The organism is Microbacterium sp. BWT-B31, assembly GCF_041379855.1.
Classification (GTDB): Bacteria; Actinomycetota; Actinomycetes; order Actinomycetales; family Microbacteriaceae; genus Microbacterium.
Genome location: NZ_JBFECU010000003.1, coordinates 319,818 through 344,874 on the forward strand (window position 1 = coordinate 319,818; position 25,057 = coordinate 344,874).

At 67.6% G+C, this 25,057-nt stretch carries 19 protein-coding genes; 5 read left to right on the forward strand and 14 right to left on the reverse strand.

Going from position 1 to position 25,057, the window contains the following annotated elements; translation table 11 throughout:
• Window positions 1–111 precede the first annotated feature (111 nt).
• The gene (locus AB1K54_RS05775) at window positions 112–1,554 is read left to right on the forward strand and encodes a glycosyltransferase family 4 protein (RefSeq protein WP_371201768.1); all 1,443 of its coding nucleotides are present in this window, start codon (window positions 112–114) and stop codon (window positions 1,552–1,554) included.
• 7 nt (window positions 1,555–1,561) lie between these two features.
• On the opposite strand, the gene AB1K54_RS05780 is transcribed toward AB1K54_RS05775, so the two are convergent.
• Genes AB1K54_RS05780 through AB1K54_RS05800 form a run of 5 tightly spaced genes read right to left on the reverse strand, consistent with a single transcriptional unit; the run spans window position 1,562 to window position 8,397 of the window.
• Window positions 1,562–3,604 (reverse strand): DUF6541 family protein, encoded by a 2,043-nt coding sequence (locus AB1K54_RS05780; protein ID WP_371201769.1) that lies wholly within the window; start codon window positions 3,602–3,604, stop codon window positions 1,562–1,564.
• Complete coding sequence (locus AB1K54_RS05785) at window positions 3,601–5,484, reverse strand: glycosyltransferase (RefSeq protein ID WP_371201770.1); 1,884 nt, start codon at window positions 5,482–5,484, stop codon at window positions 3,601–3,603. The genes AB1K54_RS05780 and AB1K54_RS05785 overlap by 4 nt, the downstream gene beginning before the upstream one ends.
• Before the next feature lie 5 nt (window positions 5,485–5,489).
• Window positions 5,490–6,626 (reverse strand): UDP-galactopyranose mutase, encoded by a 1,137-nt coding sequence (glf, locus tag AB1K54_RS05790; protein WP_371201799.1) that lies wholly within the window; start codon window positions 6,624–6,626, stop codon window positions 5,490–5,492.
• Between the two features lie 11 nt (window positions 6,627–6,637).
• The gene (locus AB1K54_RS05795) at window positions 6,638–7,318 is read right to left on the reverse strand and encodes a UDP-N-acetylglucosamine acyltransferase (RefSeq protein WP_371201771.1); all 681 of its coding nucleotides are present in this window, start codon (window positions 7,316–7,318) and stop codon (window positions 6,638–6,640) included.
• On the reverse strand, window positions 7,315–8,397 hold the full coding sequence (locus tag AB1K54_RS05800; protein ID WP_371201772.1) for a lysylphosphatidylglycerol synthase domain-containing protein: 1,083 nt from the start codon (window positions 8,395–8,397) through the stop codon (window positions 7,315–7,317). The genes AB1K54_RS05795 and AB1K54_RS05800 overlap by 4 nt, the downstream gene beginning before the upstream one ends.
• Window positions 8,398–8,422: 25 nt before the next feature.
• Here AB1K54_RS05800 and AB1K54_RS05805 point away from each other — a divergent pair, with 25 nt between their 5' ends.
• On the forward strand, window positions 8,423–9,523 hold the full coding sequence (locus AB1K54_RS05805; RefSeq protein ID WP_371201773.1) for a DegT/DnrJ/EryC1/StrS family aminotransferase: 1,101 nt from the start codon (window positions 8,423–8,425) through the stop codon (window positions 9,521–9,523).
• On the forward strand, window positions 9,520–10,473 hold the full coding sequence (locus tag AB1K54_RS05810) for a Gfo/Idh/MocA family protein (RefSeq protein ID WP_371201774.1): 954 nt from the start codon (window positions 9,520–9,522) through the stop codon (window positions 10,471–10,473). Before AB1K54_RS05805 ends, AB1K54_RS05810 begins: the two co-directional genes overlap by 4 nt.
• A 36-nt stretch (window positions 10,474–10,509) precedes the next feature.
• Here AB1K54_RS05810 and AB1K54_RS05815 read toward each other — a convergent pair whose 3' ends face one another.
• From AB1K54_RS05815 to rfbA, 9 genes are all read right to left on the reverse strand, one after another.
• Complete coding sequence (locus tag AB1K54_RS05815; RefSeq protein ID WP_371201775.1) at window positions 10,510–10,932, reverse strand: DapH/DapD/GlmU-related protein; 423 nt, start codon at window positions 10,930–10,932, stop codon at window positions 10,510–10,512.
• Window positions 10,933–10,955: 23 nt separating this feature from the next.
• Entirely contained in the window at window positions 10,956–11,882 is a 927-nt protein-coding gene (locus tag AB1K54_RS05820) for an NAD-dependent epimerase/dehydratase family protein (RefSeq protein WP_371201776.1), read from the reverse strand.
• A 37-nt stretch (window positions 11,883–11,919) separates the two neighbouring features.
• Window positions 11,920–13,050: a DegT/DnrJ/EryC1/StrS family aminotransferase gene (locus AB1K54_RS05825; RefSeq protein WP_371201777.1), complete on the reverse strand. Its 1,131-nt coding sequence runs from the start codon at window positions 13,048–13,050 to the stop codon at window positions 11,920–11,922.
• A gap of 130 nt (window positions 13,051–13,180) precedes the next feature.
• On the reverse strand, window positions 13,181–15,136 hold the full coding sequence (locus AB1K54_RS05830; protein WP_371201778.1) for a hypothetical protein: 1,956 nt from the start codon (window positions 15,134–15,136) through the stop codon (window positions 13,181–13,183).
• Between the two features lie 382 nt (window positions 15,137–15,518).
• Window positions 15,519–16,748 carry an ABC transporter ATP-binding protein gene (locus AB1K54_RS05835; RefSeq protein WP_371201779.1) on the reverse strand — a complete coding sequence of 410 codons (1,230 nt, stop codon included), beginning with the start codon at window positions 16,746–16,748 and terminating at the stop codon, window positions 15,519–15,521.
• Between the two features lie 4 nt (window positions 16,749–16,752).
• On the reverse strand, window positions 16,753–17,670 hold the full coding sequence (locus AB1K54_RS05840; RefSeq protein ID WP_371201780.1) for an ABC transporter permease: 918 nt from the start codon (window positions 17,668–17,670) through the stop codon (window positions 16,753–16,755).
• A 44-nt stretch (window positions 17,671–17,714) separates the two neighbouring features.
• Window positions 17,715–19,658: a rhamnan synthesis F family protein gene (locus AB1K54_RS05845; protein ID WP_371201781.1), complete on the reverse strand. Its 1,944-nt coding sequence runs from the start codon at window positions 19,656–19,658 to the stop codon at window positions 17,715–17,717.
• Complete coding sequence (locus AB1K54_RS05850) at window positions 19,655–21,598, reverse strand: rhamnan synthesis F family protein (RefSeq protein ID WP_371201782.1); 1,944 nt, start codon at window positions 21,596–21,598, stop codon at window positions 19,655–19,657. Before AB1K54_RS05850 ends, AB1K54_RS05845 begins: the two co-directional genes overlap by 4 nt.
• On the reverse strand, window positions 21,595–22,464 hold the full coding sequence (rfbA, locus tag AB1K54_RS05855) for a glucose-1-phosphate thymidylyltransferase RfbA (RefSeq protein WP_371201783.1): 870 nt from the start codon (window positions 22,462–22,464) through the stop codon (window positions 21,595–21,597). Before rfbA ends, AB1K54_RS05850 begins: the two co-directional genes overlap by 4 nt.
• Before the next feature lie 72 nt (window positions 22,465–22,536).
• On the opposite strand from rfbA, the gene rfbB reads away from it, so the two are divergent.
• Window positions 22,537–23,535 carry a dTDP-glucose 4,6-dehydratase gene (rfbB, locus tag AB1K54_RS05860; protein WP_371201784.1) on the forward strand — a complete coding sequence of 333 codons (999 nt, stop codon included), beginning with the start codon at window positions 22,537–22,539 and terminating at the stop codon, window positions 23,533–23,535.
• The gene (locus tag AB1K54_RS05865; RefSeq protein WP_371201785.1) at window positions 23,535–24,965 is read left to right on the forward strand and encodes a sugar nucleotide-binding protein; all 1,431 of its coding nucleotides are present in this window, start codon (window positions 23,535–23,537) and stop codon (window positions 24,963–24,965) included. Before rfbB ends, AB1K54_RS05865 begins: the two co-directional genes overlap by 1 nt.
• The last annotated feature ends 92 nt before the right edge of the window (window positions 24,966–25,057 follow it).

The following is a 25,057-nucleotide window of genomic DNA, read 5'->3' on the forward strand; positions in this document are numbered from 1 at the left end:
CACGCCGCCGAATCACGCCCGGCGGACTCATCGCTTCGGGAACGCGGCTCCCGCGCGGGTAGGCTGATTCGGTTCGTGCCGCCCGATCGGGCGGCGATGAGGAGGACTGCAGTGACCGATCGCTCGACGGGATCTGTGATCGAGCAGCGCCGCACGCGGGTGCTCATCATCACGGGCGATCCCATCCGCGAGCAGATGGCAGGCCCCGCGATCCGCGTGTGGAACATGGCCGATCTGCTGAGCGACTTCTGCGACGTGCGGGTCGTCTCGTGGAAGCGCATCGAGCGCACGACCGATCGCTTCGGGCTCCACTTCGTGCACGAGTCCGACGACGCCGCGATGGTCCAGCACGAGCAGTGGGCGGATGTCATCGTCGTGCAGGGCATGTCGTTCCGGATCTTCCCCGCCGTGCGGACCACGTCGAAGATCATCGTCGCCGACCTGTACGACCCGTTCCAGCTCGAGCAGCTCGAGCAGAACAAGTACGAGCCGGCGGATGCCTGGACCGACGAGGTCCGCAAGGCGGTGTCACTGCTCAACGAGCAGGTCGCGCGCGCCGACTTCTTTCTGTGCGCGTCCGACCGCCAGCGCGACCTGTGGCTGGGCAACCTGTCGGCGATGGGCCGGCTGAACCCGCTGACCTACACGCAGGACGAGACCTTCTCGGCGCTCATCGATATCGCACCCTTCGGCCTGGCCGCCGAGCCCCCGACGGCAACGCGCCGGGCGATCAAGGGCGTCGTGGACGGCATCGGCGAGAACGACACGGTGCTGCTGTGGGGCGGCGGCATCTACAACTGGTTCGATCCGGTCACTCTCATCGAGGCGATGGGGCTCCTGGCCCACGAGCGCCCCGACGTCAAGCTCTTCTTCCTCAGCACGACGCACTTCAATCCCGAGGTGCCCGAGATGCGGGCCATCGCCGACACGGTCGAGGCTGCCGAGCGCCTCGGGCTCACCGGCCGCACCGTCTTCTTCAACGACACGTGGGTCGACTACGACGATCGCGCGAACTACCTGCTCGACGCCGACCTCGGTGTGAGCACGCACCTGGTGCACGCCGAGACGCGCTTCTCGTTCCGCACGCGGATCCTGGACTGCCTGTGGGCGGGCATCCCCGTCGTCGCCAGCGACGGCGATGCGTTCTCCGACATCATCCGAGGCGCCGGCGCCGGGCGGGTCGTCGAGCCGGGCGACCCCCGTGCCCTCGCAGAGGCGATCCTCGAGCTGCTGTCGAGCCCCGAGTCGATGGCGGATGCCGCGGCCGGCGCCCGGGCCCTGCGCGAGCGGTTCGTCTGGAGCCAGACGCTCAGGCCGCTTCTGGAGTTCTGCGCCGCGCCCCGCCCGGCGGCGGACCGCGAGCTCATGGCGCAGCGTTCGGGCAGCATGGCGGGAAGCCGGTTCGAGCAGATCCTCCTGATGCCCCGCGGGCGGCGGCGCGACCTCGCGCTCTTCGCGTACTACCTGCGGCGCGGCGGGCTGGACCTCGTGCGCGAGAAGATGAGCGAGCGGCGGGGGCGCCTGGGCGAGGACCGCCACGCCGGGGATCAGTGAGCCGCGATCATCCGCCGGCTCCGGCATCCGGAAGCGGCCCGCACGACTCCACACGGTAGAGCGTCGACTCCCCGTCGGTGAGGACCGGCTCCAGCAGCCCCGCCTCGACGGCGTCATGGATCGCGAAGAACTGGTTGCCGATCGGGTCTCCGCCGCCGAACTCGTGCGGGTTGTAGACGACGTATCGCACGCGCAGCGCGTCGAGCGCCTCGCACACGGAGGGGTCGGACTCGAGCGCGGCGAACCGGTGCGCGAGCGCGATGCGGTGGGCGTCCCACTGCCCGTTCACGTGCGGGAACACCGGCCTCGCTCCCCCGAACATCAGCGAGAGCGCCGACCCGTCCCACGGATCGCCCAGCAGCAGCTGATCGTCGGGGACGATTTCGCCCACCTGGCGCAGGAAATCGATCTGCTGCCGTGAGACGACCTCGTCGCCGGCGGCCGAGTCCGGCATCTCGAAGACCTCGCCGATCGACGCCGCTGCTCCGCTGACGACGAGCGTCGCCGCCGCGGTGAGCGCGGTGAGCCAGGCCAGCACCTGGACCAGGACGCCCTCGGCGCGCTCGCGCAGAGTCGACCTCCCGCGCAGCCACGCCGCCGTGGCGAGGATCCCCGCCGTCGCGAACGCGACGCCGAGCACCGGGATCGCCGAGCTCAGGCGGTAGCGGTCCTTGTACCACAGCGCCGTCATGAGCTTCGTGACGACGTCGTCGCTTCCGGCCGCGAGCGCGAACAGCAGCACGAGCAGCGCCGCCGAGACCACTGCCCACCGGAAACGGCCCGCACGCCACACCGCCACCGCGCCGACAACGACGAAGACGGCGAGGAGGATCGCGCTGAAGGCGACCGTGCCCGACGACCCCGTCGGCCACGCCTGGCCGAAGGCTTCGAGGATGCCTGCGAGCACGGACTGCGTCGCGCGGGCCTGGGGGCCGCCGAGCCGGTCGTCGAGCGGCCGGTCGAAGAGTCCGAGGCGCAGCACCACGTACGCGAACGCCGCCGCCGCCGCGAGCACGCCCGCCGCGGCGACCGCCGACAAGGTGATGACCGCACGCCGCCGCCGCATCCCTCCGGCACGCCATGCCCGCAGGAACACGCGCGCGGCGCTCACCACCACGAACGGCGCGATGAGCACGACCCACGTCGCGAGCACGCGCGGCTGCGCGACGCACACCGCGCCGAGCACGAGCGCCAGCGCCGCTCCCCCGCCGAGCACGCCGACCACGCGCGCCACCTCGCGCCGGCGCGTCCACAGCACGACGGGAACGCCGACCGCTGCCGGCAGCAGCGCCGTGGCGAGCAGGGTCGGGTAGATCGTTCCCCACGACAGCAGCGCGTACGGCATCGACCCGAACGAGGCGCCGATCGGGAGCGCGACCAGTGCCACGCGCGTGCGCGGGAACCCGCGCACGACGAGTTGCGCCAGCCACGCGGCGCCCGGAAGCCACACGGCGGCGCACACCGCGATCCACGCCGCGTTCGAGGCGACGGCGATGCTCGCCCCCGAGAGCATCGAGGTCGATGCGACGAGCGTGTGCCAGGCCGCAGGGTAGAACGACCACGTGCGATCGGGCTCGATGAGGGTGCGCAGCGTCAGCGACGAGGCGTCGCCGTCGGTGAGGATGTGCGCGGTCGCGCTGAGGTGGAAGACGTTGTCGTAGGTCTGGCTGAACAGCTCGGGCGACGGCACGTGCCAGAACGCCACGACGGCGACGATGACGGATGCCGCCACCCACGCCGGAACCAGCCACCACGCCCCGCGGTCGGCGCCCGCGCGGGCCGCGGGCCGTGGCAGCCTTCCGCGCACGAGCAGGAGGACCGCCCCGACGACGACGGCGGGCACGACGATCTGCCATGGCGAGAAGCCGATTCCGACCAGGCCGAAGGCTGCTCCGGCGATGCCGATGCAGGCGACGCTGAGCGCCGCGCTCAGCGCCACGCGCGGCACCGGTCCGACCCGAAGCGGGGCGGTGGCGATGAGGCCGGGCGCCAGCAGGATCGCCATTGCGACGACAACGGCGGGCAGCGCCCCCAGCCACTGGCCGGTCACGCCCTGCCCTCGAAGATCCGCGCCCAGGCGTCCGGCGAGGCAAGCCCCGGTGCGGCGTCCCGGTACTGGCGCGACAGCCGCGGCCACAGCCGCCACAGGCGCGCGTGCAGTCGCACGCTCCGCCACAGCGCTCGCACCGTGTCTCGGCGACGGCGGCGGTACCACACGGTCGCCGTGCCGTCCGAGGTGTCGACGAACGCCGAGTCGATCCGCGCGAAGCTCGCCCAGGTGAGCTCGGACGCCGTCACGTGCGCGTCGGGGCGGAGGCCGGATTCGCGGCTCTCGCGCCGCAGGAGGTGTCGGCCCCACATGCGCGCGAGGAGCGCTGCCTGACGCACGCGACCGGAAGGCACCGCCACGACTGTTCCGTCGCCGATCGTCGCCGCAGAGGTGTCGACGGAGGCGGCATCCGGGAATCCCGCCCAGCCCTCTCGGATCTCGGCGACGCGCGTGCCGAGCCGGCCCGGCAGACGCTCAGGGCCGGCGAACACGTCGACGATCGCCTGCGCGCGCAGGGCGACGGCGCCGTACTGCAGCGTCAGCAACGGCTTCAGGTCGCCCAGGAACGAGTGCGCGATCACCCCCGCCGGGCGCCTGCTGGGCGTGTGCAGGAGTTCGCCGATGAGGCGGTTGCGGTGCAGGAAGTACGCCTCCCACGAGCGCGTCGGGGCCTTGCCGCCCCAGCCCAGGTGCCACACGGCGACCCCGGGCACGCTCACCGTCGCGATGCCGTGCGCGGCCGCGCGCATGCCGAACTCGACGTCGTCGCCCTTCAGGAAGAGCGGCAGCGCCAGCCCCACGCGCCGCAGCACGGGAACCGGGATGAGGCACATCCACCAGCCGTTGAAGTCCGAGCGGTGCAGCGCATGCAGGAACGGGGACTCCCGCAGCGGCGCGCTCGCGAAGTCGTGGTCGTACGCTCCCGGCCGGTCGAGGTCGACCCAGCCGATGCGCCGGTCCCACTGCTCGCTCTGCGTGTAGAGCACGGCCCGGTCATCGAGGTGGAGCATCCCCCCGCCGACGATCGCCGGAGTGGCCGCGGCATCGGCGAACGCGATCGCGCGCGCGATCGCCTCGGGCTCGCTGATCGCGTCGTCGTCGAGGATGAGCACGTAGTCGCTCTCGTCGCGCGCGAGCGCCTCGGCCATCGCCCGCGAGAACCCGCCCGAGCCGCCGAGGTTCGGCTGCCGGATCAGCACCAGCCGATCCCCCAGCGCCGCCGCGGCCGAAGCGAAGCCCGTCTGCGCCTCGACGTTGTCCGTCCCCTGGTCGACGACCACCACGCGATCGATGAGCGCGAGCACCTCGGGCGCCGCGATGAGTGCGAGCAGCTGGTTCAGGCAGTCGCTCGGCCGGTTGAACGTCGCCATCCCCACCGTCGCGGTGCCGGCGGGGCCCGTGGTCGCGATCGACCAGTCGGCGCCCGCGAACTCCAGCGCAGCGCCGCGCGCGGCGAGGTCGAACCAGTACAGCCCTCCGCCGTCGAAGCCCGATAGCGGCAGGTCGAAGACGTTCTCCTGGTCGGGGGTGAAGCCGCTCTCGGCGACGAGGACGCCCTTGCCCGCGGCATCCGATCGGAAGACGCGCACGAGACCGTCCGCCGCCGATGCACGCACCCGCAGCCGCACCTCGCGCACCGCCGTATGCGCCTGCCAGTACGCGGCGGGGAACGCGTTGAAGTACGAGCCGAACGACACCGTGCGCCCGGCCGGAATCGACAGCGAGGCGCGGCCCGTCAGCTGCAGGCCGGCGCCGTCGGCCTCGCCGTCGAGATAGAGCGGCACGACCTCGGCGATGTCGCGCTCGGGAAGGACGGTGCGCCAGACGATCCGCCGCTCCTGCGAGTCGGCACCGCCCTCGGCGCTCCCTGAGGTCGACACGGCGCTCACGCGAGCTGGTTGTTCCACATCGACAGCGCAGAGCCGATCGCCATGTGCATGTCGAGGTACTGGTAGCTTCCCAGACGCCCCCCGAACAAGACGTTCCGCTCGCCCTTGGCGAGCTCGCGGTATGCGAGCAGACCCGCCCGGTCCTCGGGCGTGTTCACCGGATAGTACGGCTCGTCGTCCAGCGTCGCGAAGCGCGAGAACTCGCGCATGATCACGGTCTTGTCGGCGGGATACCGGTCGGCGCGCTCGGGGTGGAAGTGCTTGAACTCGTGGATGCGCGTGAACGGGACATCCGCGTCGGCATAGTTCATGACGGACGTGCCCTGGAAGTCGCCGACCTCGAGCACCTCCTCCTCGAAGTCCAGCGTCCGCCACGACAGCGCGCCCTCGGCGTAGTCGAAGTAGCGGTCCACGGGGCCGGTGTAGACGATCGGCACCTGGCCGACCGCGTCCTTCTTGTTGAGCGGCTGCGACGCGTCGAAGAAGTCGGTGGACAGCTTCACCTCGATGTTCGCGTGGTCGGCCATCCGCTCGAGCCACGCGGTGTAGCCGTCGGTGGGAAGGCCCTCCCAGGTGTCGTTGAAGTAGCGATTGTCGTACGTGTAGCGCACCGGAAGGCGGCTGATGACCTCGGCCGGGAGCTCCTTCGGGTCGGTCTGCCACTGCTTGGCGGTGTAGTCGCGGATGAACGCCTCGTACAGCGGACGGCCGATGAGGCCGATGCCGCGCTCCTCGAGGTTCTGGGCCGACTTGGGGTCGAACTCCCCCGCGAGTTCATGCACGAGCGCGCGGGCCTCATCGGGCGAGTGCGCCGCCTGGAAGAACTGGTTGATCGTGCCGAGGTTGATCGGCAGCGGGTACACGACGCCCTTGTGGTTCGTGTACACACGGTGGACGTAGTTCGTGAACGTCGTGAAGCGGTTCACGTACTCCCACACCGTCGCGTTGGAGGTGTGGAACAGGTGCGCGCCGTAGCGGTGCACCTCGATGCCCGTGGTCGCCTCGTACTCGCTGAACGCGTTGCCGCCGATGTGATGGCGCCGATCGATGATCGTCACCTTGCGACCGGATGCCGCGGCGCGCTCAGCGATCGTCAGGCCGAACAGGCCCGACCCGACGATGAGCAGATCCACTCGAGAGTCCGTCATGATGCCCCGCTCAGTGCTCGTGCGATGTGGTCCGGCAGGTCGGCCCCGACGAGATCGGGCACCTCCCCGCTCAGGTAGGCGCGATGGATCCGTTCCACGAGGGAAGCGTCGACATGCTGTCGCTGCAGGCCGACGCGGTTGGCTCCCACGACCCGGGCGGGAGCGCCGTAGGCCAATGCGAACGCGGGGATATCCCTCGTGACCAGCGCTCCCATCCCCACCATCGCCCCGGCGCCGACCGAACGGAACTGGTGGACCTTCGTCCCGAGCCCGAGGTTGGCGCCGTCTCCGACCGTCGCGTGACCGGCCAGGAGCACGCTCGATGCCATCGTCACCCCGTTCCCGACGCGCCCGTCGTGCGCGATGTACACCTGGTTCATGATGAATCCCGCGTCGCCGATCGACGTCGGCGACTTCAGGCCTGCGTGGATCTGGGCATACTCGCGGATGACATTGCCCGACCCGAGGACGACACCCGCGCCGGGGTCGTCGCCCGCCGCGCGCGGATGGTCGAACGTCCGGACCTCCGGGGGCGCACCGATCACAACGCCGGTGCCGATCCAGTTGTCGTCGCCGATGACGACATCGCCGGTCAGGACGACGAATGGGCCGATGGTGTTCCCCCGGCCCAGGCGAACACCTTCGCCGATGACGGCAGTCGGGTGGATGTCGTTCATCGCGGCGCCCCTCCCGAGTCGGTCGAGTCGGCGAACGCTTCGTCGTACGGCGCACGCTCGACGTTGACGGAGCCCTCGCGCGCGAGGCGCCGGTGCATGACCAGCACGGCGAGGGCGGCCGCACCCGCTGCCGCCAGATCCGTCAAAGTGAACATCATCCGCGAGACGACGGTCATGGCGACGGACTCCGGAACGGTCAGGACCAGCGTGAGCGCCCCGACCAGCACCGCTTCACGGGCGCCGATGCCCGACGGCAGCAAGAACGCCACGAGTCCCGCCGTGAAGCCGATCGCCATCGCGCCCGTGATGAGGACGAGTGTTCCGAAGTCCGGGTCCACGAGCGAGTTCACCAGGACGAACAGGTGCAGTCCGTAGCAGATGTACGACACGATCGCCGTGCCGAGTGCGCCCGCCACGACGCTGAACGACACCTGGTGATCGAGCGGCGGACGGCGGAAGATGCGCAAGACCACAGACGCGAGCCACGTCATCACCTTCGGGTGAAGACAGATCAGTCCGATCGGCAGCAGCGCGAAGAGCCACAGCATCGCCGGGTGATCCTGAATGAGGATCGGCAGGGCGAGCGAGCCGAGCACGAGCGACGCCACGACCCCGACGCCGGCCGCGTAGAGAGAGGTCACCAGGACGCGCGGCCTTGCGATCCCGTACTGCCGGCCGAGTTCCATCTGCATGACGTAGGACCACACGGAGCCGGGGACGTACTTGCCCAGTTGTCCGACCAGGAGCACCTGCGCGGCCCGAAGGACGGGAACGCGCGGCCCGAGCCCGTTGAGGACGATGATCCAGGACAACGTGCCGAAGCCCACCCCGGCTGCGACGAGCAGCAGCGAGAGCACGATCGACGCCGGCGCGATGACCTTGATGGCAGCCGAGACCTCCTGCCACTGGGAGATCAGGTAGTAGACCGCAAAGCCGATGACCGTGACGAGCAGTGTGTAGCGCAGGATTATCAGCGCCCACGAACGGGGGCTTCGCTTGGCGGAGATGGGACTGCCTCTCAGTGGGGATGCCGGCGCGCGAAAGGCACCGTGTCCTCGCAAGTATGCTTGGGAGGTCATCCAGACGCTCTAGTGAGTAGGTTTCATGATACCCATTACGGTTGTGGAGTTCGGGCAGGCTGAAGAGCAGCTGGTGCTCGAGGTCCTGCGTTCCGGTCGGGTGGCCCAGGGCCCCTTGGTCGCGCAGTTCGAACAGGAGTTCGCGGAGTTGACGGGTGTCGCGCACGCTGTCGCGGTGAACAACGGAACAACCTCGCTCGTGGCGGCACTGCAGTGCTTCGATCTCGAACCCGGCGACGAAGTCATCACGAGCCCCTTCACGTTCGCCGCAACGCTCAATGCGATCCTCGAGGCGGGAGCGACCGCCCGGTTCGCCGATATCTCGGCCGATGATTTCAACATCGACCCCGAGTCGGTCGCGGAGCGGGTGTCGCCGAAGACGAAGGTGCTCATGCCGGTGCACCTCTACGGTCAGGTCGCCGACATGGATCGCCTCATGCCGCTGGCCGAGCAGCACAGCCTCCGCGTCCTGGAGGATTCCGCTCAGGCACACGGGAGCACGCAGAACGGCAGGGCTGCCGGAAGCTTCGGAGTCGGTTCCTTCTCGTTCTACGCGACGAAGAACATCACCACCGGTGAGGGCGGCATCATCACCACCGACGACGACGATCTCGCCGAACGGCTTCGCATCCTGCGCAACCAGGGAATGCGCGCGCGCTACGACTACGTGATTCGCGGTCACAACTACCGGATGACCGACCTCCAGGCCGCCCTCGGCATCCCGCAGATCCAACGCTACGAGTCGACGATCAGCAGGCGGGCAGAGAACGCGGCCAAGCTATCAGAGGGGCTCGCCGGGATCCCCGGACTCGTGACCCCGGCAGAGCTGCCGGGCCGTCGTCACGTGTGGCACCAGTACACGGTGCGAATCACCGAAGCGGCCAGGGTCGGACGCGACGAGTTCGTCGAACGGCTGACGGCCTCCGGCATCGGCGCAGGCATCTACTACCCGCGACTCGTCTTCGACTATGACGCGTATCGGGATCGAGCAGATGTCGTCCTCGATCCCACGCCGGTCGCCGAGCAGGTCGCTCGAGAGGCCGTCTCGCTGCCCGTGCACACGCATCTCACGGACGACGACATCGACGAGATCCTCTCGACGGTGCGTCGAGTGCTCGGAGCATGACCGTGATCAATGTCGCGCTCGTCGGCGCGGGCACGATGGGGTCCCATCACGCGCGAGTGGTGGCCTCATCCGCCCGCGCGAACCTCAGCCGCATCATCGACGGCCACCAGCCGACCGGCGAGGCCGTCGCAGACCGGTACGGCGCACGCTGGAGCGCCGAGCTCGGCGACCTCGGCGGCATCGACGCGGTCATCGTCGCCGCATCCACCGAAGCTCACTACGGCCTCGCCAAGAGTGTGCTCGACGCCGGAGTCCCGCTGCTGGTCGAGAAGCCCGTCGTCAACGACTACGCGCAGAGCTGCGAGATCGTCGAGCTGTCGGCCGCGACGGGAGTTCCGATCCTGTGCGGCCTGCTCGAACGCTTCAACCCCGCGGTGATGGCCGCGCGCCATTTCATCTCTGCGCCCATCCACATCACGTCGACGCGGCACTCCCCCTACGCTCCGAGAATCAAGACCGGTGTCGCGTGGGATCTGCTCATCCACGACGTCGACCTCGCCATCAGCATCCTCGGCGAGGCGCCGACATCGACCAAGGGCGCGCTCGGGTACTTTCACCCAGACTCGGTCGCAGGAGCCGAGGACGTCGCATCCGCGACCCTGGGGTTCGCCGACGGGCAAGTCGCCCAGCTGTCGGCGAGCCGGATCGGTCAGAAGAAGGATCGCACCATGACCGTGCACGAACTCGACCGTCTCGTCGAGATCGACCTCTTGCGCCGTGACGTCACCGTGTACCGCCACGGAGTCGTCGACGCCGCTGACGCCGACGGCCGCGGATTCCGGCAGCAGACGTCCATCGAGATCCCTGAGATCACGAACTCACGGGAGCCGCTCGCCGCACAGTTCGATCACTTCGTGGATCTCATCGAAGGACTCGCCGATGCCGATCAGGAGCGACGCTCGATCCTGCCCTCGCACGCGGCGATCGCGGCGCTGACTGAAGCACGCTGAGGCCGGTCCCCGGGCGATCAGTCGTCCGGGGACCGCTCAGCGGAAGCGGGGATCGGAGGGATCCGACAGATCCACCGACCCGATGACTCGCGCCGGCACACCGCCGACGATCGTGCGGGCCTCGACGTCGCCGGTCACCACAGCCCCGGCGCCGATCACCGCCTCGTCACCGATCGTGACGCCCATGTTGATGACGGCGTTCGCACCGATGAAGACACGGTCGCCGATCTTCACCGGGCGTCGCTCGACCTGCGGGAACCGCCGCCCCGACACGCAGCGCTTGGCGCTGGAGTGGGTGTAGATGTGCACACCGGACGAGATGTCGCACCCAGCGCCGATCTCCAGGCCTCCCGAGCCGTCGACGAGGGTGAAAGCCCCGATCCAGGTTCCGGCCCCGATGACCGGATCGCCGATGATCCACGCGTGCGGATTGTAGGGGTTCTCGGGAAAGTCCGACATCGTCCGGCGAATCGTCGGTGGGGTCAGGAGTTCTGGACCAGTCGGGTCATCCCGTCGATGACGTCGACCTGAGCCTCGAAGCCGATGACCTCTTTGGCGCGTGTGATGTCGGCCGCACGACGGGAGACCAAGACGTCGCGCGGGTTGAACTGGGGCTCGACATCGGAGCCCACCGCCGCGATGAGGATCCGGGCGAGCTGCTCGACGGTCGTGTCGATGCCCGTCCCCACGTTGATGGGCATGTTCGCCTTCTGCGAGGTCAGCGAGAGCACGACGGCGCGGGCGATGTCGGTGACGTGGATGAAGTCCATCGACTGCTTGCCCTCGCCGTCGATGATGGGCGCCTCGCCGCGCTTGAGTCGGTTCACGAAGTGGTTGATGACGGAGGTGTAGTACGCCGTCGTCTTCTGACCTTCGCCATAGACATTGAAGAAGCGCAGCGCGATCCAGGACAGTCCCGACCGCCGCTCGTAGTACGCGAGGATGTCCTCACCCGTGCGCTTTCCGATGCAGTAGGGCGTGAGCGGGTTGAGCTTGTCGTCCTCGTGCATCGGGAGCTTCTCGGGATCCCCATACACCGACGCACTCGAAGCGAACACGACGCGCTTGACACCGAGGGTGGCCGCAGCGGCGACGACGTTGTGCGTGCCCACGACGTTGATGTCGAACGAGGAGTACGGATCGGCGACGCTCTTGTTGATCGAGTCGGCGGCGAGATGGATGACGTGGTCATACCCGCGCATGGCCGCGAGCACGGCCGCCCCGTTGCGGGTGTCCTGGTCGACGACATCGACGCGGCCGGTGGCGGCGAGTTCGTTGGCGCGATCCCGGTCCCCCCTGACCATGTTGTCGAAGATGCGCACGCGCCAGCCGTCAGCCAGCAGCTGATCCACGACGTGCAGGCCGATGAAGCCCGCTCCACCGACGACGAAAACCTTCTTCTCGGACATGAATCAGTAGCTCTTTCTCGTGCTGGTCAGGAAATGGTCACCGGGCGCCGGCGACTGCGTCGGTCAAGACCTCGACCACGCGATCGACGTCTTCCTCGGTGAGGTTGGCATGCATGGGGATCGCGAGATGCCTCGTGAACAGATCCGCCGAGATCGGCAGCGAACCGGAGAATCCGTAGACCGGCTGAACGTGCGACGCGTAGGTGCCGAAATTGCACTGGACACCGTTGCCGCGCATGTGGTGCACGACCGCCCCGCGATCGATGCCCGGGTCGAGCGTCACGACGTACGACTGCCACGGGTGAACACGGTCATCGAGCGCGACCGGTGCGTGGACGCCGTCGACGGCGGCGAGGCGCTGCGCATAGGCTGCGGCGATCTCGCCCCGGCGTGCCACGAGATGCGGCAGTCGCTCGAGCTGTGCGAGCATGATTCCCGCCGCCACGTCGGAAAGCCGGTAGTTGTAGCCCGCCTCATCGAAGGACGGGATCGGCAGGTCCGTGCTTCCCTCGCGCGACAGGGCCGGCGCGATGCCGTAGGTGTGCAGCTTGCGCGCGTGGTCGGCCAGTTCTGAGTCATCCGTCGTCAAGGCCCCGCCCTCGCCGGCAGTGATGCCCTTACGTCCGTGGAAGCTGAAGGTGGCGACATCGGCCAGGCTGCCTGCCGCGCGACCGCGATACGAGGCACCCGCCGAACACGCGGCATCCTCCATGAGCCACAAGCCGTGCTTGTCGGCGATCGCTCGGAGTTCGTCATAGTCCGCCGACTGACCGAAGACGTCCACTGCCAGGATGCCGACGGTGCGCGGTGTGATCGCCGCCTCGACGGCCGCCGGATCCACCGTCCAGATATCGGGCCGGATGTCGGCGAAGACCGGCGTCGCACCCGTCCACATCACCGAATGCCCGGTGGCGGGGAACGTGTAGTCGCCCACGATCACCTCATCGCCGGCACCGGCGCCGAGGACCGACAGACCCAGGTGCAGGGCGGATCCGCAGTTGCTTGTCGCGAGGGCGTGCGCAGTACCGGCGGAGACAGCGAACTTCTCTTCGAACTCACGGCAGGTCGGTCCTGCACCGGAGAGCCAGCCCGAGGCGAAGACACGCGCGACCGCCTGCAGCTCTTCTTCACCGACAGTCGGTTCACCGAGCGCAACCGTATGCGGCATCGCATGCCTTTCGCGAGATAAGACGTGGGGGTGTCGGATCGACTGACCCGCGCCATCAATCGTATCCGATGCCGCCCCGGGGGCTGTCCGGCCGCCGAGCCGTCGCAGACCCGTCTGCCGACCGGAGCTGTCAGTCGGCGACGACCTCGTAGAACCGCATGACCGTAGGTCCCTCGGTCACGGTCGATATGAGGCTGAGGCAGGACTGCTGCACGGGAACCTCGGAGATGACCCACCGGACGTTCTCCTGCGCGAACACGGAGCACGAGTCGAAGGTCATCTGGATCTGATCCTGCGCAGGATTTCGGGGGTCGGGCTCTCCTTCGCCCACGACCCACGACACGTTCGCGAGCCGGTTCCAGATGGCCTCCTCGCGCCCACCGGGGTCGATCTCCGACCACATGTCCTCGGATGGCGCGCTCTGGAAGCCGTTGAACGACGGGACCGCGGTCTCGATCAGCAGCATCGTCGGCAGGGTGGTCGTCGAGATGCCGACCCAGTTTCCTGGAGAGTTTGCGTTGAGCCGCTCGATCTCGGCCGCGATATCGGTCTCCCGAAGGTCGACGACGCCCCGATACAGCGGGTTGACGCCGCTCGCCGCGGCGATCGACACGACGAGCACGACCGCGGCGCCTCCTGCCAGGTGCCCACGTGCGAACAGCCACACCGAGCCCACGAACAGCAGCAGCACGACAGCCGCCGCGACCATTCCCGTCAGATGGACCTGCTCGCGAAGGGCCGAGAGGCCGAATTCGCGGACGAGCACCCATGCGACACGGGCGACGACCACCGCGGCCAGCAGCGTGCAGACGGCGGCGACCCAGTGCGGGACAGGGCGGAGCCCCGCTTCCCTGTGCTCCGAGATGCGTACAGCCACCAGGACGATCATGACGATGCTGAGGATGCCGAAGCCCATTCGCACGCGGCCGTAGGTCGTGCGGTCGAGCAGGAGCACGTGCGCCACCGGATCCCATCCCGGGATGAACAGGAACGCCAGCAGGAGCGCGCCCATGGCCAGCACCGCGACCGTCAGCCAGTCGATTCGACGCGTGGAGCGGAAGCGGTCGACCACCAGCCAGACGAGCACCACGGCCAGGAAGATCCCCGGCAGAAGAAAAGTCGACGCTTCGGAGCTGTTCGCGGCGAACGGGTGCCCGGACGTGCTCTCGAGGCTGCCGGACAGTGGGCCGCTGAAGAGCGCATCGAACTCGCGCAGACCCGCTCCACCCACGTTCTGAAGTCGCTCGCCGGGGTAGACGGTGCTCGTGAACCCGACGATCGTCTGCCAGCGCGTGAGCAGCCAGAGCGCAAGCACCGCGATCGCGACCGCTCCGGCGACGAGAAGCGGGATCATCCGACGCACTCGCCGGCCGATCGACTCGCCCTTCGCATCCCGAGTGAGCACCGCGCCGACGCTGAAGGCCAGCGTCACCAGAACAGCGGGAACGATGAAGGGGACGTAGATGGTCGTGCCCATGGTCACGGTGACATACGAGCAGAGCGCAGCAAGCACCCACGGGCCCCACCTGCCGCGCGACTTCAGTGACCAGACGACGGTCGCCATCACGAGGAACGCCCAGGCCGCCGCGAAGAACGTGATCGAGAGATACCACCACTGGAAGAACGGCGCGAAGAAGAATCCCACCGCGATCATCGACGCGGCGACCGGGCGGCGGGGAAGCAGCGCCACGACGAAGAGATAGACGGCGGCGATCATCGCGAAGCCGGGCAGCCACCACTTGAACGCCATCGCCTGATCGAGCGGGAGCACGAGAAAGCCGAGCAGATGCGGCCGCAGGGCGGTCGACCAGTCGAGGGCGGGAAGATCATGCTGGACTGTCGCGTCCATCCCGCCGGGGAACGTCTCGTTCCGGATGGGAAGACCCTGCTCGACCTGCGAGATGGTCCAGGGCGTCTGCACGAACCATTCGTCGCTGCGGATCGCCTGCGGATGCCCGGACACCAGGTCCGCGTCCGCCGACGTGCTGATGAGCGAGTGCACCGCCCCCGACGACGATCCCGTCAAGCCGAGACCGACCAGGACGACGAAGACCATCGCCAGCAGCCCGAGCGGCAGCGAAACCACCCAGGCGTTGGGCAGTCCGTCCTCGCGCGGCTGGACGATCGTCCGCCAAACCGCGCGGGCACGACGAAGACGATCCTTCCCCGGTGTCGAGTTCTCTGATGCTGTCAACAGAGGGCTCCGCTCGGCCCGACGCCGTTCGCAGGTCGGGACACCCGCGGGAGGGCGGCATTCATGACAGGGAGTGACATCGGATTCTCATGGAGAGTGAATGAGGCGTGCCGGGGCGCACGATTAATCCTAACGGCTGGAATCTGGGGAATCCGTATGCGACCGGCGCCCGGTACGCGCCGCACGAGGGCTTCATCGGCGGGGTTTCCCACGCTCTGCCGCAGGGGCGGCCGGGCCCCGACGGGTCGTGCTCGCGCGGATCGGAGCGACGCGCTCAGCCGCCTTCTCCCGAGACCGGCTGTTCGAGCAGTCGCGCCGTCGCAGCCGCAGGACCCATCGTGCCCGAATCGCCCTCCACCACGAAGGTCGCTCCCTGAGTCACGGAGTGCGACGAACTGACGCTCAGCCCGACGACGTTCGCGTTGACGAAGTACTCGCCGGGACCGAGCCCGAGATCTGTCAGTGAGATGCGCAAGACTCTCGCATCCGTGATCGGGCTGAGCTCTACATCAAGCACATCGGTGTTGCTCGCCAGCGCGAGCTGACCGTGACGCGTGTTGATGCTGAAGCCTGCGGCCCATCGCTCGACCGGGCGAAGCGCTCGCACATGGAGGGCGACGTCGACCGGTTCGCCTATTCGGAATCGCGTCGAGATCGCGCCGGTCGAATCACGGATCTCGATCGCCGAGATCTCGAGGCTGTGCGATGCCCGCTCGCCCTGCACCCCGCGCGTTCCCTCCCCGCTGGCGAGGAGCTCACGGAAGCGGTCGATCGCGGCTCGCGCCGTCCCGTCCAGCACGACCTGCCCACGGTTGAGCAGAACGACACGATCGCAGAGCGACTCGATCTGCTCGAGCGCGTGACTGACGATGATGATCGTGCGCCCCTCATCCTGGAACTCTTTGATCTTGTCGAGACACTTCTTCTGGAACTGCTCGTCACCGACGGCGAGCACCTCATCGACCAGGAGGATGTCAGGATCGGTGTGCACGGCGACCGCGAATGCGAGACGCACGTACATGCCCGACGAGTAGAACTTGACCTGCGTGTCGATGAAGTCGGCGACGCCCGAGAACTCAAGGATGTCATTGAAGCGCGCCTCCGTCTCGGCTGTGCTCAAGCCGAGCACCGCCGCGTTCAGGAACACGTTCTCTCGGCCGGTGAGATCAGGATGGAATCCGGCGCCGAGTTCGAGCAGCGCTGCGACCCGCCCGCGATGACGGACCTCTCCGGTCGTCGGAAGGATGATCCCGCCGATCACCTTCAACAAGGTGCTCTTGCCGGAACCGTTGTGCCCGATGAGGCCGACGGTCGTGCCGGCCTGGATCTCGAGACCCACGTCGCTGAGAGCCCAGTAGTCCTGCTTGTGGCGGCGCCCCGCGCGACCGAGCGTGACGATCCTCTCTTTGAGTGAGGTGTCCTTTCGCACGGTGAACCGCTTGGACACGGCAGACGCCGATATCACGACGGGCGCCGACACCGGCGCTACAGGGTTGTCGATCATTGCCTCAGAGTTCCTGTGCGAAGTTGCCCTGCAGACGCAGGAAGACGCGATGACACCCGACCAGCACGACGAGCCCGACGATCAATGCGACGAACATGCGCAGAAGGAGGAGATCGGGTTGCGCCGCATCCGCTCCTGCCACCCAGAACGCCTCCTGGAAGCCGAGGATCGCGAGGGTGAGCGGGTTGTTCGTGTAGATCTCGACGATGACCGGGTTCTGGACCAGGTCGCGCACCATCTGCCAGGAATACACGACGGGCGATGCCCAGAACAGAAGAATGGTGAACACTTCGACCAGGTACTGCATATCGCGCAGATAGACGTTCAGCGCGCCGAAGAAGAGTGCGAACGCGAGACCGTAGACGACGATGATCGCCAGGGCGGGCAACGCGTACAGGATGGCCCAGTGGAACGGAGGGTGGCCCGTCAGGAACGTCGCCAGGACCAGGATGCACAACTGCACGAGGAAGTTGAACAGAGCCGATCCGACGCTGGCGAGCGGGAAGACCTCCCGAGGCACGTACACCTTCTTGACGAGCCCTGCGTTGGCGATGATCGAACCGGTGCCGCCGACGGCGATCTCGGTGAAGAGCCCGATCGCGGTGAGCCCCGTGAAGATGTAGATGGCGAAGTCCGGGATGCCGCGAGCGGCGCCGAGGAATTGTCCCAACACGACGAAGTAGATGAGAAGCTGCACCAGCGGGCGCGCCAGCGACCAGAGGAATCCGAGCGCGGAATCCTTGTATTTCGACTTCAGATCACGTTTGACAAGCAGCCCCAGCATCTCTCGCTGGCTGACCGCGTCGGTCACCGAGTCGAGGATGCCTCTGGGGGTGAAGGGGTAGGAGCCGCCGACGGATTCCAGCGGAACTGCCGCGAGCCGACGGAACCGCATCTCGACGGACTCGTTCTGTGAAGGCATGATGGAAAAGTCTATCCTGGGCGATTCTGTGCTCTTGCCGGGCGTCAGCGTGCGCGCCGAAGCCAGGAGCGGGGGCGCCGCAGGCGCGCAAGGATGACTCGAACCCTCTCCGCGCGTTGGTACCACGTCTCGATCGCCTGCTCGTCATCGGGGCGGTGCCGGTGCATGTACATGCGGACGAAGTCGCTCATGTTGCCCGCGCCCATGTACCCCAGGTCCCGGAGGACGCCGATCTGGTCCATCGTGGCGCCCGGAATCGTCTCCGACATCTGGTCGAGCTTGTAGTCCAGCGCCGTGTGGCTCATCGCGAAGTACTCGGCGTTGGCGATCGTGCGGGTGTGGTAGCCCAGTTCGCCCGCGGCGTAGGACGGCATGCGCTCCAGAATGTGAGCCAGGCCACCGTCCTGGTACGCCTCGGAGCCGCCGAAGTCGTCGTACGTCCACTCGTGCTCCACGAGGATGCGCAGTGCCGCTGGCCTGGCGATGTACATCGAGCCGAATGGAGCAAGCGGCGAGATGTCGTCGAGCGGGACTCGGATTCCGAGCTGCTTGCAGCGCTCGTAGAAACCGTGCTTGTTGGACCACCAGCTGTGTCCGAGGGTGGGATGCCCGAGGTGGATCATGGGCGGATAGACGATCCCGAGACCGGGCTCCTGCTGGAAGAGGGCGACGACGTTCGCCGTGTAGCCGGGGCTGTTCAAGAGGTTCAGGAACTGCTGGCGACGGAAGTGCCGCCCGACATGGAAGATGTCCTGGGGCGTCTTCTTGGAGTGGATCTTGACCACCAGGTCGTAGCCGCCGTCCAGCAGCACATCGCGGCAATCGATGAGGAACGCGCCCTGGTCCCGGCCGTTGTTGGAGGCGACCACGCGCACTTCGCTCTTGCCGCGCCGCCGCCGACCCGCGATGACCTGCCGGATCGCCGCTGCCTTTTCCTCGTCAGCGGTCGTCACCACGAGGTCGTAGTCGCCGGGCAGCATCTCGGCCCGATCGAGCATCTCGTCCGTCATCTCGGCGTAGAAGATGTGTGCGAGAACAACGGTGCGCAGGGGCGCCGAAGAGTCATACGAGACGTCCTGCTCGGGCAGCACCGAGAGCATCGCTGCGTCTGCGTTGTAGACGCGCGGCTGCACGTTGCGGGCCAGGTCCTGGTAGATCAGCTCGAGCGGATACCCCGACTTCTCGGCCACGTCGAGCGTCCAGCGCCCGATCACCGCCAGGCGATCGAGATGCGCCGGCCACTGGAAGAAGGGGCGGCGCTTGAGAGTCGGGCAGCCCGCTTCCAGAAGCTGCCGTGCGTAGAGCACGGGATAGTTCTCGGCGGTCTCGGTGACGATCGGAAACGCCACTTCGCCGATGAATCCCGCGTCCGAGAAGTGCTCCGTGAACACTCCCTCGTGCTTCACGACGGCGTCGGAGTACGAGTTCATCTCGGGCAGGTCGCGCCAGTACGCGCGCCAGGTGTCCGAGAGGAACATGCTCTTGCGCGCAGCGATCCAGTAGGACTGGAGGTGATACGGCAGATAGCCGGTCTGGGTGAACGGATGCGGCTCCACGCGCGCATGGTCGGTCATGCCCCAGAAGTGCAGCGACTGCCCGTCCATCTGGTCGAAGACAGGTCCGAACGGGTTGATCGGACCGAACCAGGTGTCGTTGGCCAAGATGACTTCGTCGTACTCGGCGATGCTCTCACCGAGATGGTCCAGGCCGGCCTTGTATCCCCAGATGTCGAAGCCGCGGTTCTCGCGTTCGAGCACCTCGTCGGCGACCGGCGCAAGCGCTGCGCGCCCGCGCGCGGTGAGCGTGCCGTTGACAACGACGAGGATGTGCGCGACGTGGACTCGCAACTCCCTGAGCGCGTACGGGATGTAGTCCTCCACGTCGCCGCGAACGTCGTAGACGACGTAGATCAGCAGTCGACGACCGTCCTGCGGGAATGGCTCTGACGCCCGCGACGGGAAGACGACGAGATCGCTTGTCTTGCTCATCGATCGGACCCCTCATCGGCGGTGGTCGGATGAAGTCCGCGGCGCACGAGCTTGGGGATCGTGAATGCCCAGTACGACAAGCTGTACAGCGGGAGCAGAAGACGCGACAGCAGTGGATGGTTCACGCGAAGGTACATGCGAGACAGCGCGACGACTCCCCCGTGGCCGGTGAAGCCCGCCCGATGCATGAACCTGATCTGCTCGACCGGGTAGCCGCGCGTGGTCGAGAACAGCTGATCCGCCTTGTACTCGAGCGACGTGTGGCTGATGGCGGCGTGCTCACCGTTGATCACGGTGCGGCAGTGGTAGCCCTGCTCCGCGGCGACGAGAGGAAGGATCCTCTCCTGCACGCTCCCCAACTGCACGTGCTTGCGCCGGTTTGCCCGGTTGTAGTCGTTGACCGTCCAGCGCACCTCAGCGAGGGGACGCACTGCCGCCGGACGACCGATCCACGTCCCGCCGAACGGCGCGAGTGGTGTGACCCGGTCCAGTGGCACTCGCACCCCCATCCGCCTGCACAACTCGACCGCCGCCTCTCGATACGGGCCCCAGCCGCGACCCATGATCGTGTTGCCGATGTGGGCCATCGGCGGGAAGACGAGCCCGAGACCGGGCTCCTTCCTGAACAGCTCGAGCAGATTCTCGACATAGCCGGCGCTCCCCAGCACATTGTCGAGCTGATAGCGCCGCGAGTAGTCGCGCATGTTGGCGGTCTTGCGCGACGAGACCCTGCCGTTCACGACGATCAGGAGGTCGTAGTCGTCGCCGAGGATGACGTCGCGGCACGCCATGAAGAGTGCGGCTTTGTCGCGTCCCCGGCGCGCCCACGACACCCGCGTCTCGAAGCGCTGGAAGGGAGGGTCGGGCCAGTCCGTCAGCATTCGATCGATCGCCTGCGCGCGAGCGCCGTCGCCGGTGGTCACGAACAGGTCGAACCCGTGTGGCAGCTCGACGAGGCGGGCACGCAGTTCGTCGACGAATGCGACATCGGGCACGTAGGCGATCACAGCGAGGCGGTGCGCCTGGCCGCCCCCGTCGGACGGCGGGTACTCGGGCAGCACCTCGAGCATGCCCGCGATCGTGTTGAGGGCCTTCGGCGCCACCGTTCGAGCCAGATCGCGCCAGGTCTCGGCAAGATCGAATCCCTCTTGCGCGAGGACGCTGAGCAGCTCACGGCCCAGCACCGCGTGCCGGTCGAGCAGAGGGGGGTACTGCGCGAAGACCGTCTTGCTCAGGAACGGGAAACCGTCATCGAGAAGGAGGTCGGGCGCGAAGAGCGCGGGGTCGCCGCGCGGATAGTTCCGCGCGGGAAACGCCTCGACGGCGGTGAATCCGGCTTCGGACAGCCCCGCCACGAATTCGTGCTCGGACCTCTTGCCGAGCGCCGACCACGCGCGCGCCCACTGCGCGGAATCGAGCAGCGCTCGACGCACGGCAATCCAGAGCCAGGTGAGAGGTCGCCCGGGAAAGCCTTCCTCGGGGAACGATTCGACCGCGCCGTCGATGTTGCCCGTCATCTGCCAAAGATGCGCGGTCGTCGAATCCATGCGGTCGAAGATCGGGGCGAGCGGTCTGGCCGGTCCGTACCAGCTGTCGCCGGTGAAGACGACTTCGTCCGCACCCGCGATGGTGACCCTCGCTGCGCGGAGGGCGGTGGAGTATGCGGCGTAGGCGCCGGGGCCATCGTGCTCGACGACCTCATCGACCGCGTCGCGCAGTCGCGCCAGATCCGCTGCGCTCGTACCGCGGGCGACGATCGCGACGACCGCGCTCGCCCAGCGCGCCAACTCGCGCAGCGCGGTGAACGCATGATCCGGCACGTCGCCGCGTCGGTCGTCGATGACGTACAGGATGACTCGCCGCCCGTCACTGGGAAACGCAGTGGGCTCGGGCACTGATGCGGTCGGCGACGGGGCGGATGCCGCGATCTGGTGCATCATGCGTGCTGGGCGAGCAGCCGGAGCAGATAGCTGCCGTACCCGCTCTTCACCAGAGGCTCGGCCCGCTCGCGGAGCTCGTCGTCCGAGAGGAAGCCCATGCGCCACGCGACCTCTTCAGGGCATCCGATCGACAGGCCCTGACGCTTCTCGACCGTCTTGATGAAGTCGGTCGCCTCGCTCAGCGAGTCGAAGGTGCCGGTGTCCAGCCAGGCCGTGCCGCGAGGGAGCAGCTCGACCTTGAGGTCGCCGCGTTCGAGGTATGCCTTGTTGACGTCCGTGATCTCCAGCTCGCCCCGCGGAGAGGGCTTCAGGCTCTTCGCGATCCCGACGACGTCGTTGTCGTAGAAGTAGAGACCGGGAACCGCATAGTTGCTCTTGGGAGCAGACGGCTTCTCTTCGAGCGATACGACATTGCCGACGGCGTTGAACTCGACCACGCCGTAAGCGGTCGGGTCGTCGACCCAGTAGCCGAAGACGACCCCGCCGCGCAGGTCGGTGTACTGGCGCAAACGCGTGCCCATGCCCTGGCCATAGAAGATGTTGTCGCCCAGCACGAGCGCGGCGGAGTCGGACCCGATGTGGCCCTCACCGAGGATGAATGCCTGCGCGAGCCCATCCGGCGACGGCTGGTTCTTGTAGGTGAGGGAGACGCCGAACCTGCTGCCGTCGCCCAGCAGACGCTGGAACTGCTCCGAGTCCTGAGGCGTCGTGATGATGAGGATGTCGCGGATGCCCGCGAGGATCAGCGTCGACAGCGGGTAGTAGATCATCGGCTTGTCGTAGACGGGAACGAGTTGCTTCGAGATGCCGAGAGTGATCGGGTGGAGCCGCGAACCGGTGCCGCCCGCCAGGATGATGCCACGCATACCCTCTAGTCTCCGGCATGAGTCTGGGAGTCGACAAACCGCGTCGGCGGGATCCGCCCGTATTCTGTACTGATGCGCAGACTCCTCGTCACCGGTGGCGCCGGCTTCATCGGATCGAACTTCGTCCACCACGTGGTCGAGCACACTGACGACCATGTGACGGTGCTCGACAAGCTGACCTACGCCGGCAACCGCGCGTCGCTCGACGGTCTGCCCGAGAATCGCGTCCGGTTCGTCCAGGGCGACATCGCCGACGCCGCCCTCGTCGACGAGCTGTTCGCCGGCGTCGACGCCGTCGTGCACTACGCGGCGGAATCCCACAACGACAACTCGCTGCACGACCCGCGCCCGTTCCTGGACACCAACATCGTCGGCACTTACACGCTGCTGGAGGCCGCACGCCGGCACGGCACGCGTCTGCACCACATCTCGACCGACGAGGTCTACGGCGACCTCGAGCTGGACGATCCTGCCCGGTTCACCGAGAACACCCCGTACAACCCGTCTTCGCCCTACTCGTCCACCAAGGCCGGCAGCGACCTCCTGGTGCGGGCGTGGGTGCGCTCGTTCGGCGTGCAGGCGACGATCTCGAACTGCTCGAACAACTACGGGCCGTACCAGCATGTCGAGAAGTTCATCCCGCGCCAGATCACGAACGTCATCCGCGGCATCCGTCCGAAGCTCTACGGCAAGGGCGAGAACGTTCGCGACTGGATCCATGCCGACGACCACTCGTCGGCGGTGCTCACCATCCTCGAGAAGGGCCGCATCGGTGAGACGTACCTCATCGGCGCGGACGGCGAGGAAGACAACAAGACGGTCGTCGAGCTGATCCTCCAGCTGATGGGCAAGTCGAACGATGCCTACGACCACGTCACCGACCGCGCCGGCCATGACCTGCGCTACGCGATCGACTCCACCAAGCTTCGCACCGAGCTGGGATGGCAGCCGCGCTTCCAGGACTTCGAGACCGGCCTCGCCGACACGATCGCCTGGTACCGCGACAACGAGGCGTGGTGGGCCGGCGCCAAGGACGGCGTCGAGGCGTTCTACGCGTCCAAGGGCCAGTGATGACCGACTTCGGCAAGCAGCTCTCGCCGACCGAGACTCCTATCCCCGGGCTGGTGTACTGGGATCTTCCCGTCCACGGCGACAGTCGCGGATGGTTCAAAGAGAACTGGCAGCGCGAGAAGATGGTCGCTCTGGGGCTGCCCGACTTCGCTCCCGTCCAGAACAACATCTCGTTCAACGACGCTGTCGGCACGACGCGCGGCATCCATGCCGAACCGTGGGACAAGTGGGTGTCGGTCGCCGCGGGGCGCATCTTCGGGGCGTGGGTGGATCTGCGGGAGGGCCCCTCTTTCGGGACGGTCTTCACGATCGAGCTCGACCCGTCGCGCGCGATCTTCGTGCCGCGAGGCGTGGGCAACTCCTACCAGACGCTCGAGCCCGACACCGCCTACACGTACCTCGTGAACGACCACTGGTCGCCGAGCGCTTCGTACACGTTCCTGAACCTCTCGGACGAGACGGCCGCGATCGACTGGCCGATCCCGCTGGATCAGGTCGAGATCTCGGCGAAGGACCTCGAGCACCCGCGGCTGGCGGACGTCACGCCCATGACGCCGCGCAAGACCCTGGTGCTCGGCGCGGGCGGGCAGCTCGGCCGGGCGCTGCGCGCCGAATTCGCGGAGGCCCCGGAGGTCGAGTTCGCGACCCGGGACGACCTCGACCTCGCGTCGGCCGAACTGGCCACAGCGCGCCGCTGGCGCGACTACGGCACGATCATCAACGCCGCTGCCTACACCGCGGTGGACGCGGCCGAAACACCCGAGGGACGCCAGGCCGCGTGGGCCGCGAACGTGACGGGAGTCGCGGCGCTGGCCCGCGTTGCAGCCGCGAACGGCATCACCCTTGTGCAGGTCTCGAGCGACTACGTGTTCGACGGCTCCTCCGCGCGCCCGTACACCGAGTCGGACCCGGTCGCCCCGCTCGGGGTTTACGGCCAGACCAAAGCGGCCGGCGATCTTGCCGCAGCAACAGCGCCGCGCCATTACATCGTCCGCACCTCTTGGGTCATTGGCGACGGCAAGAACTTCGTCGGCACGATGGCCTCGCTCGCCGCGCGCGGCATCGACCCGAAGGTGGTGGACGACCAGATCGGACGCCTGACGTTCACCAGCGACCTCGCGCGCGGCATCCGTCACCTGATCCAGGCGGATGCCCCATACGGCGTGTACAACCTCACCGGTGCGGGCGAGCCGACGTCGTGGGCCGACATCGCGCGCCGGGTGTTCGAGCTCAGTGGCCACGATCCTGCCCGCGTGACGGGCGTGACCACCGAAGAGTACTTCGCGTCAGCTTCAGGTCCGGTCGCGCCGCGACCGCGCAACAGCGTTCTCGACCTCGCGAAGATCCAGGGCTCGGGCTTCGAGCCTGCGGACGCGTCCACCTCGCTCGGCGCATACGTATCCGGCTCTTCGGACATTTGGTGGGGGTGAGGCTCGCCGGGTGATGGTCGGTGGGTAGGGGTCGAGGTCCCCGAGGATCAGTAGCGCCAACTGCTGTTCCATCACGAGGACCTCGACGTGTC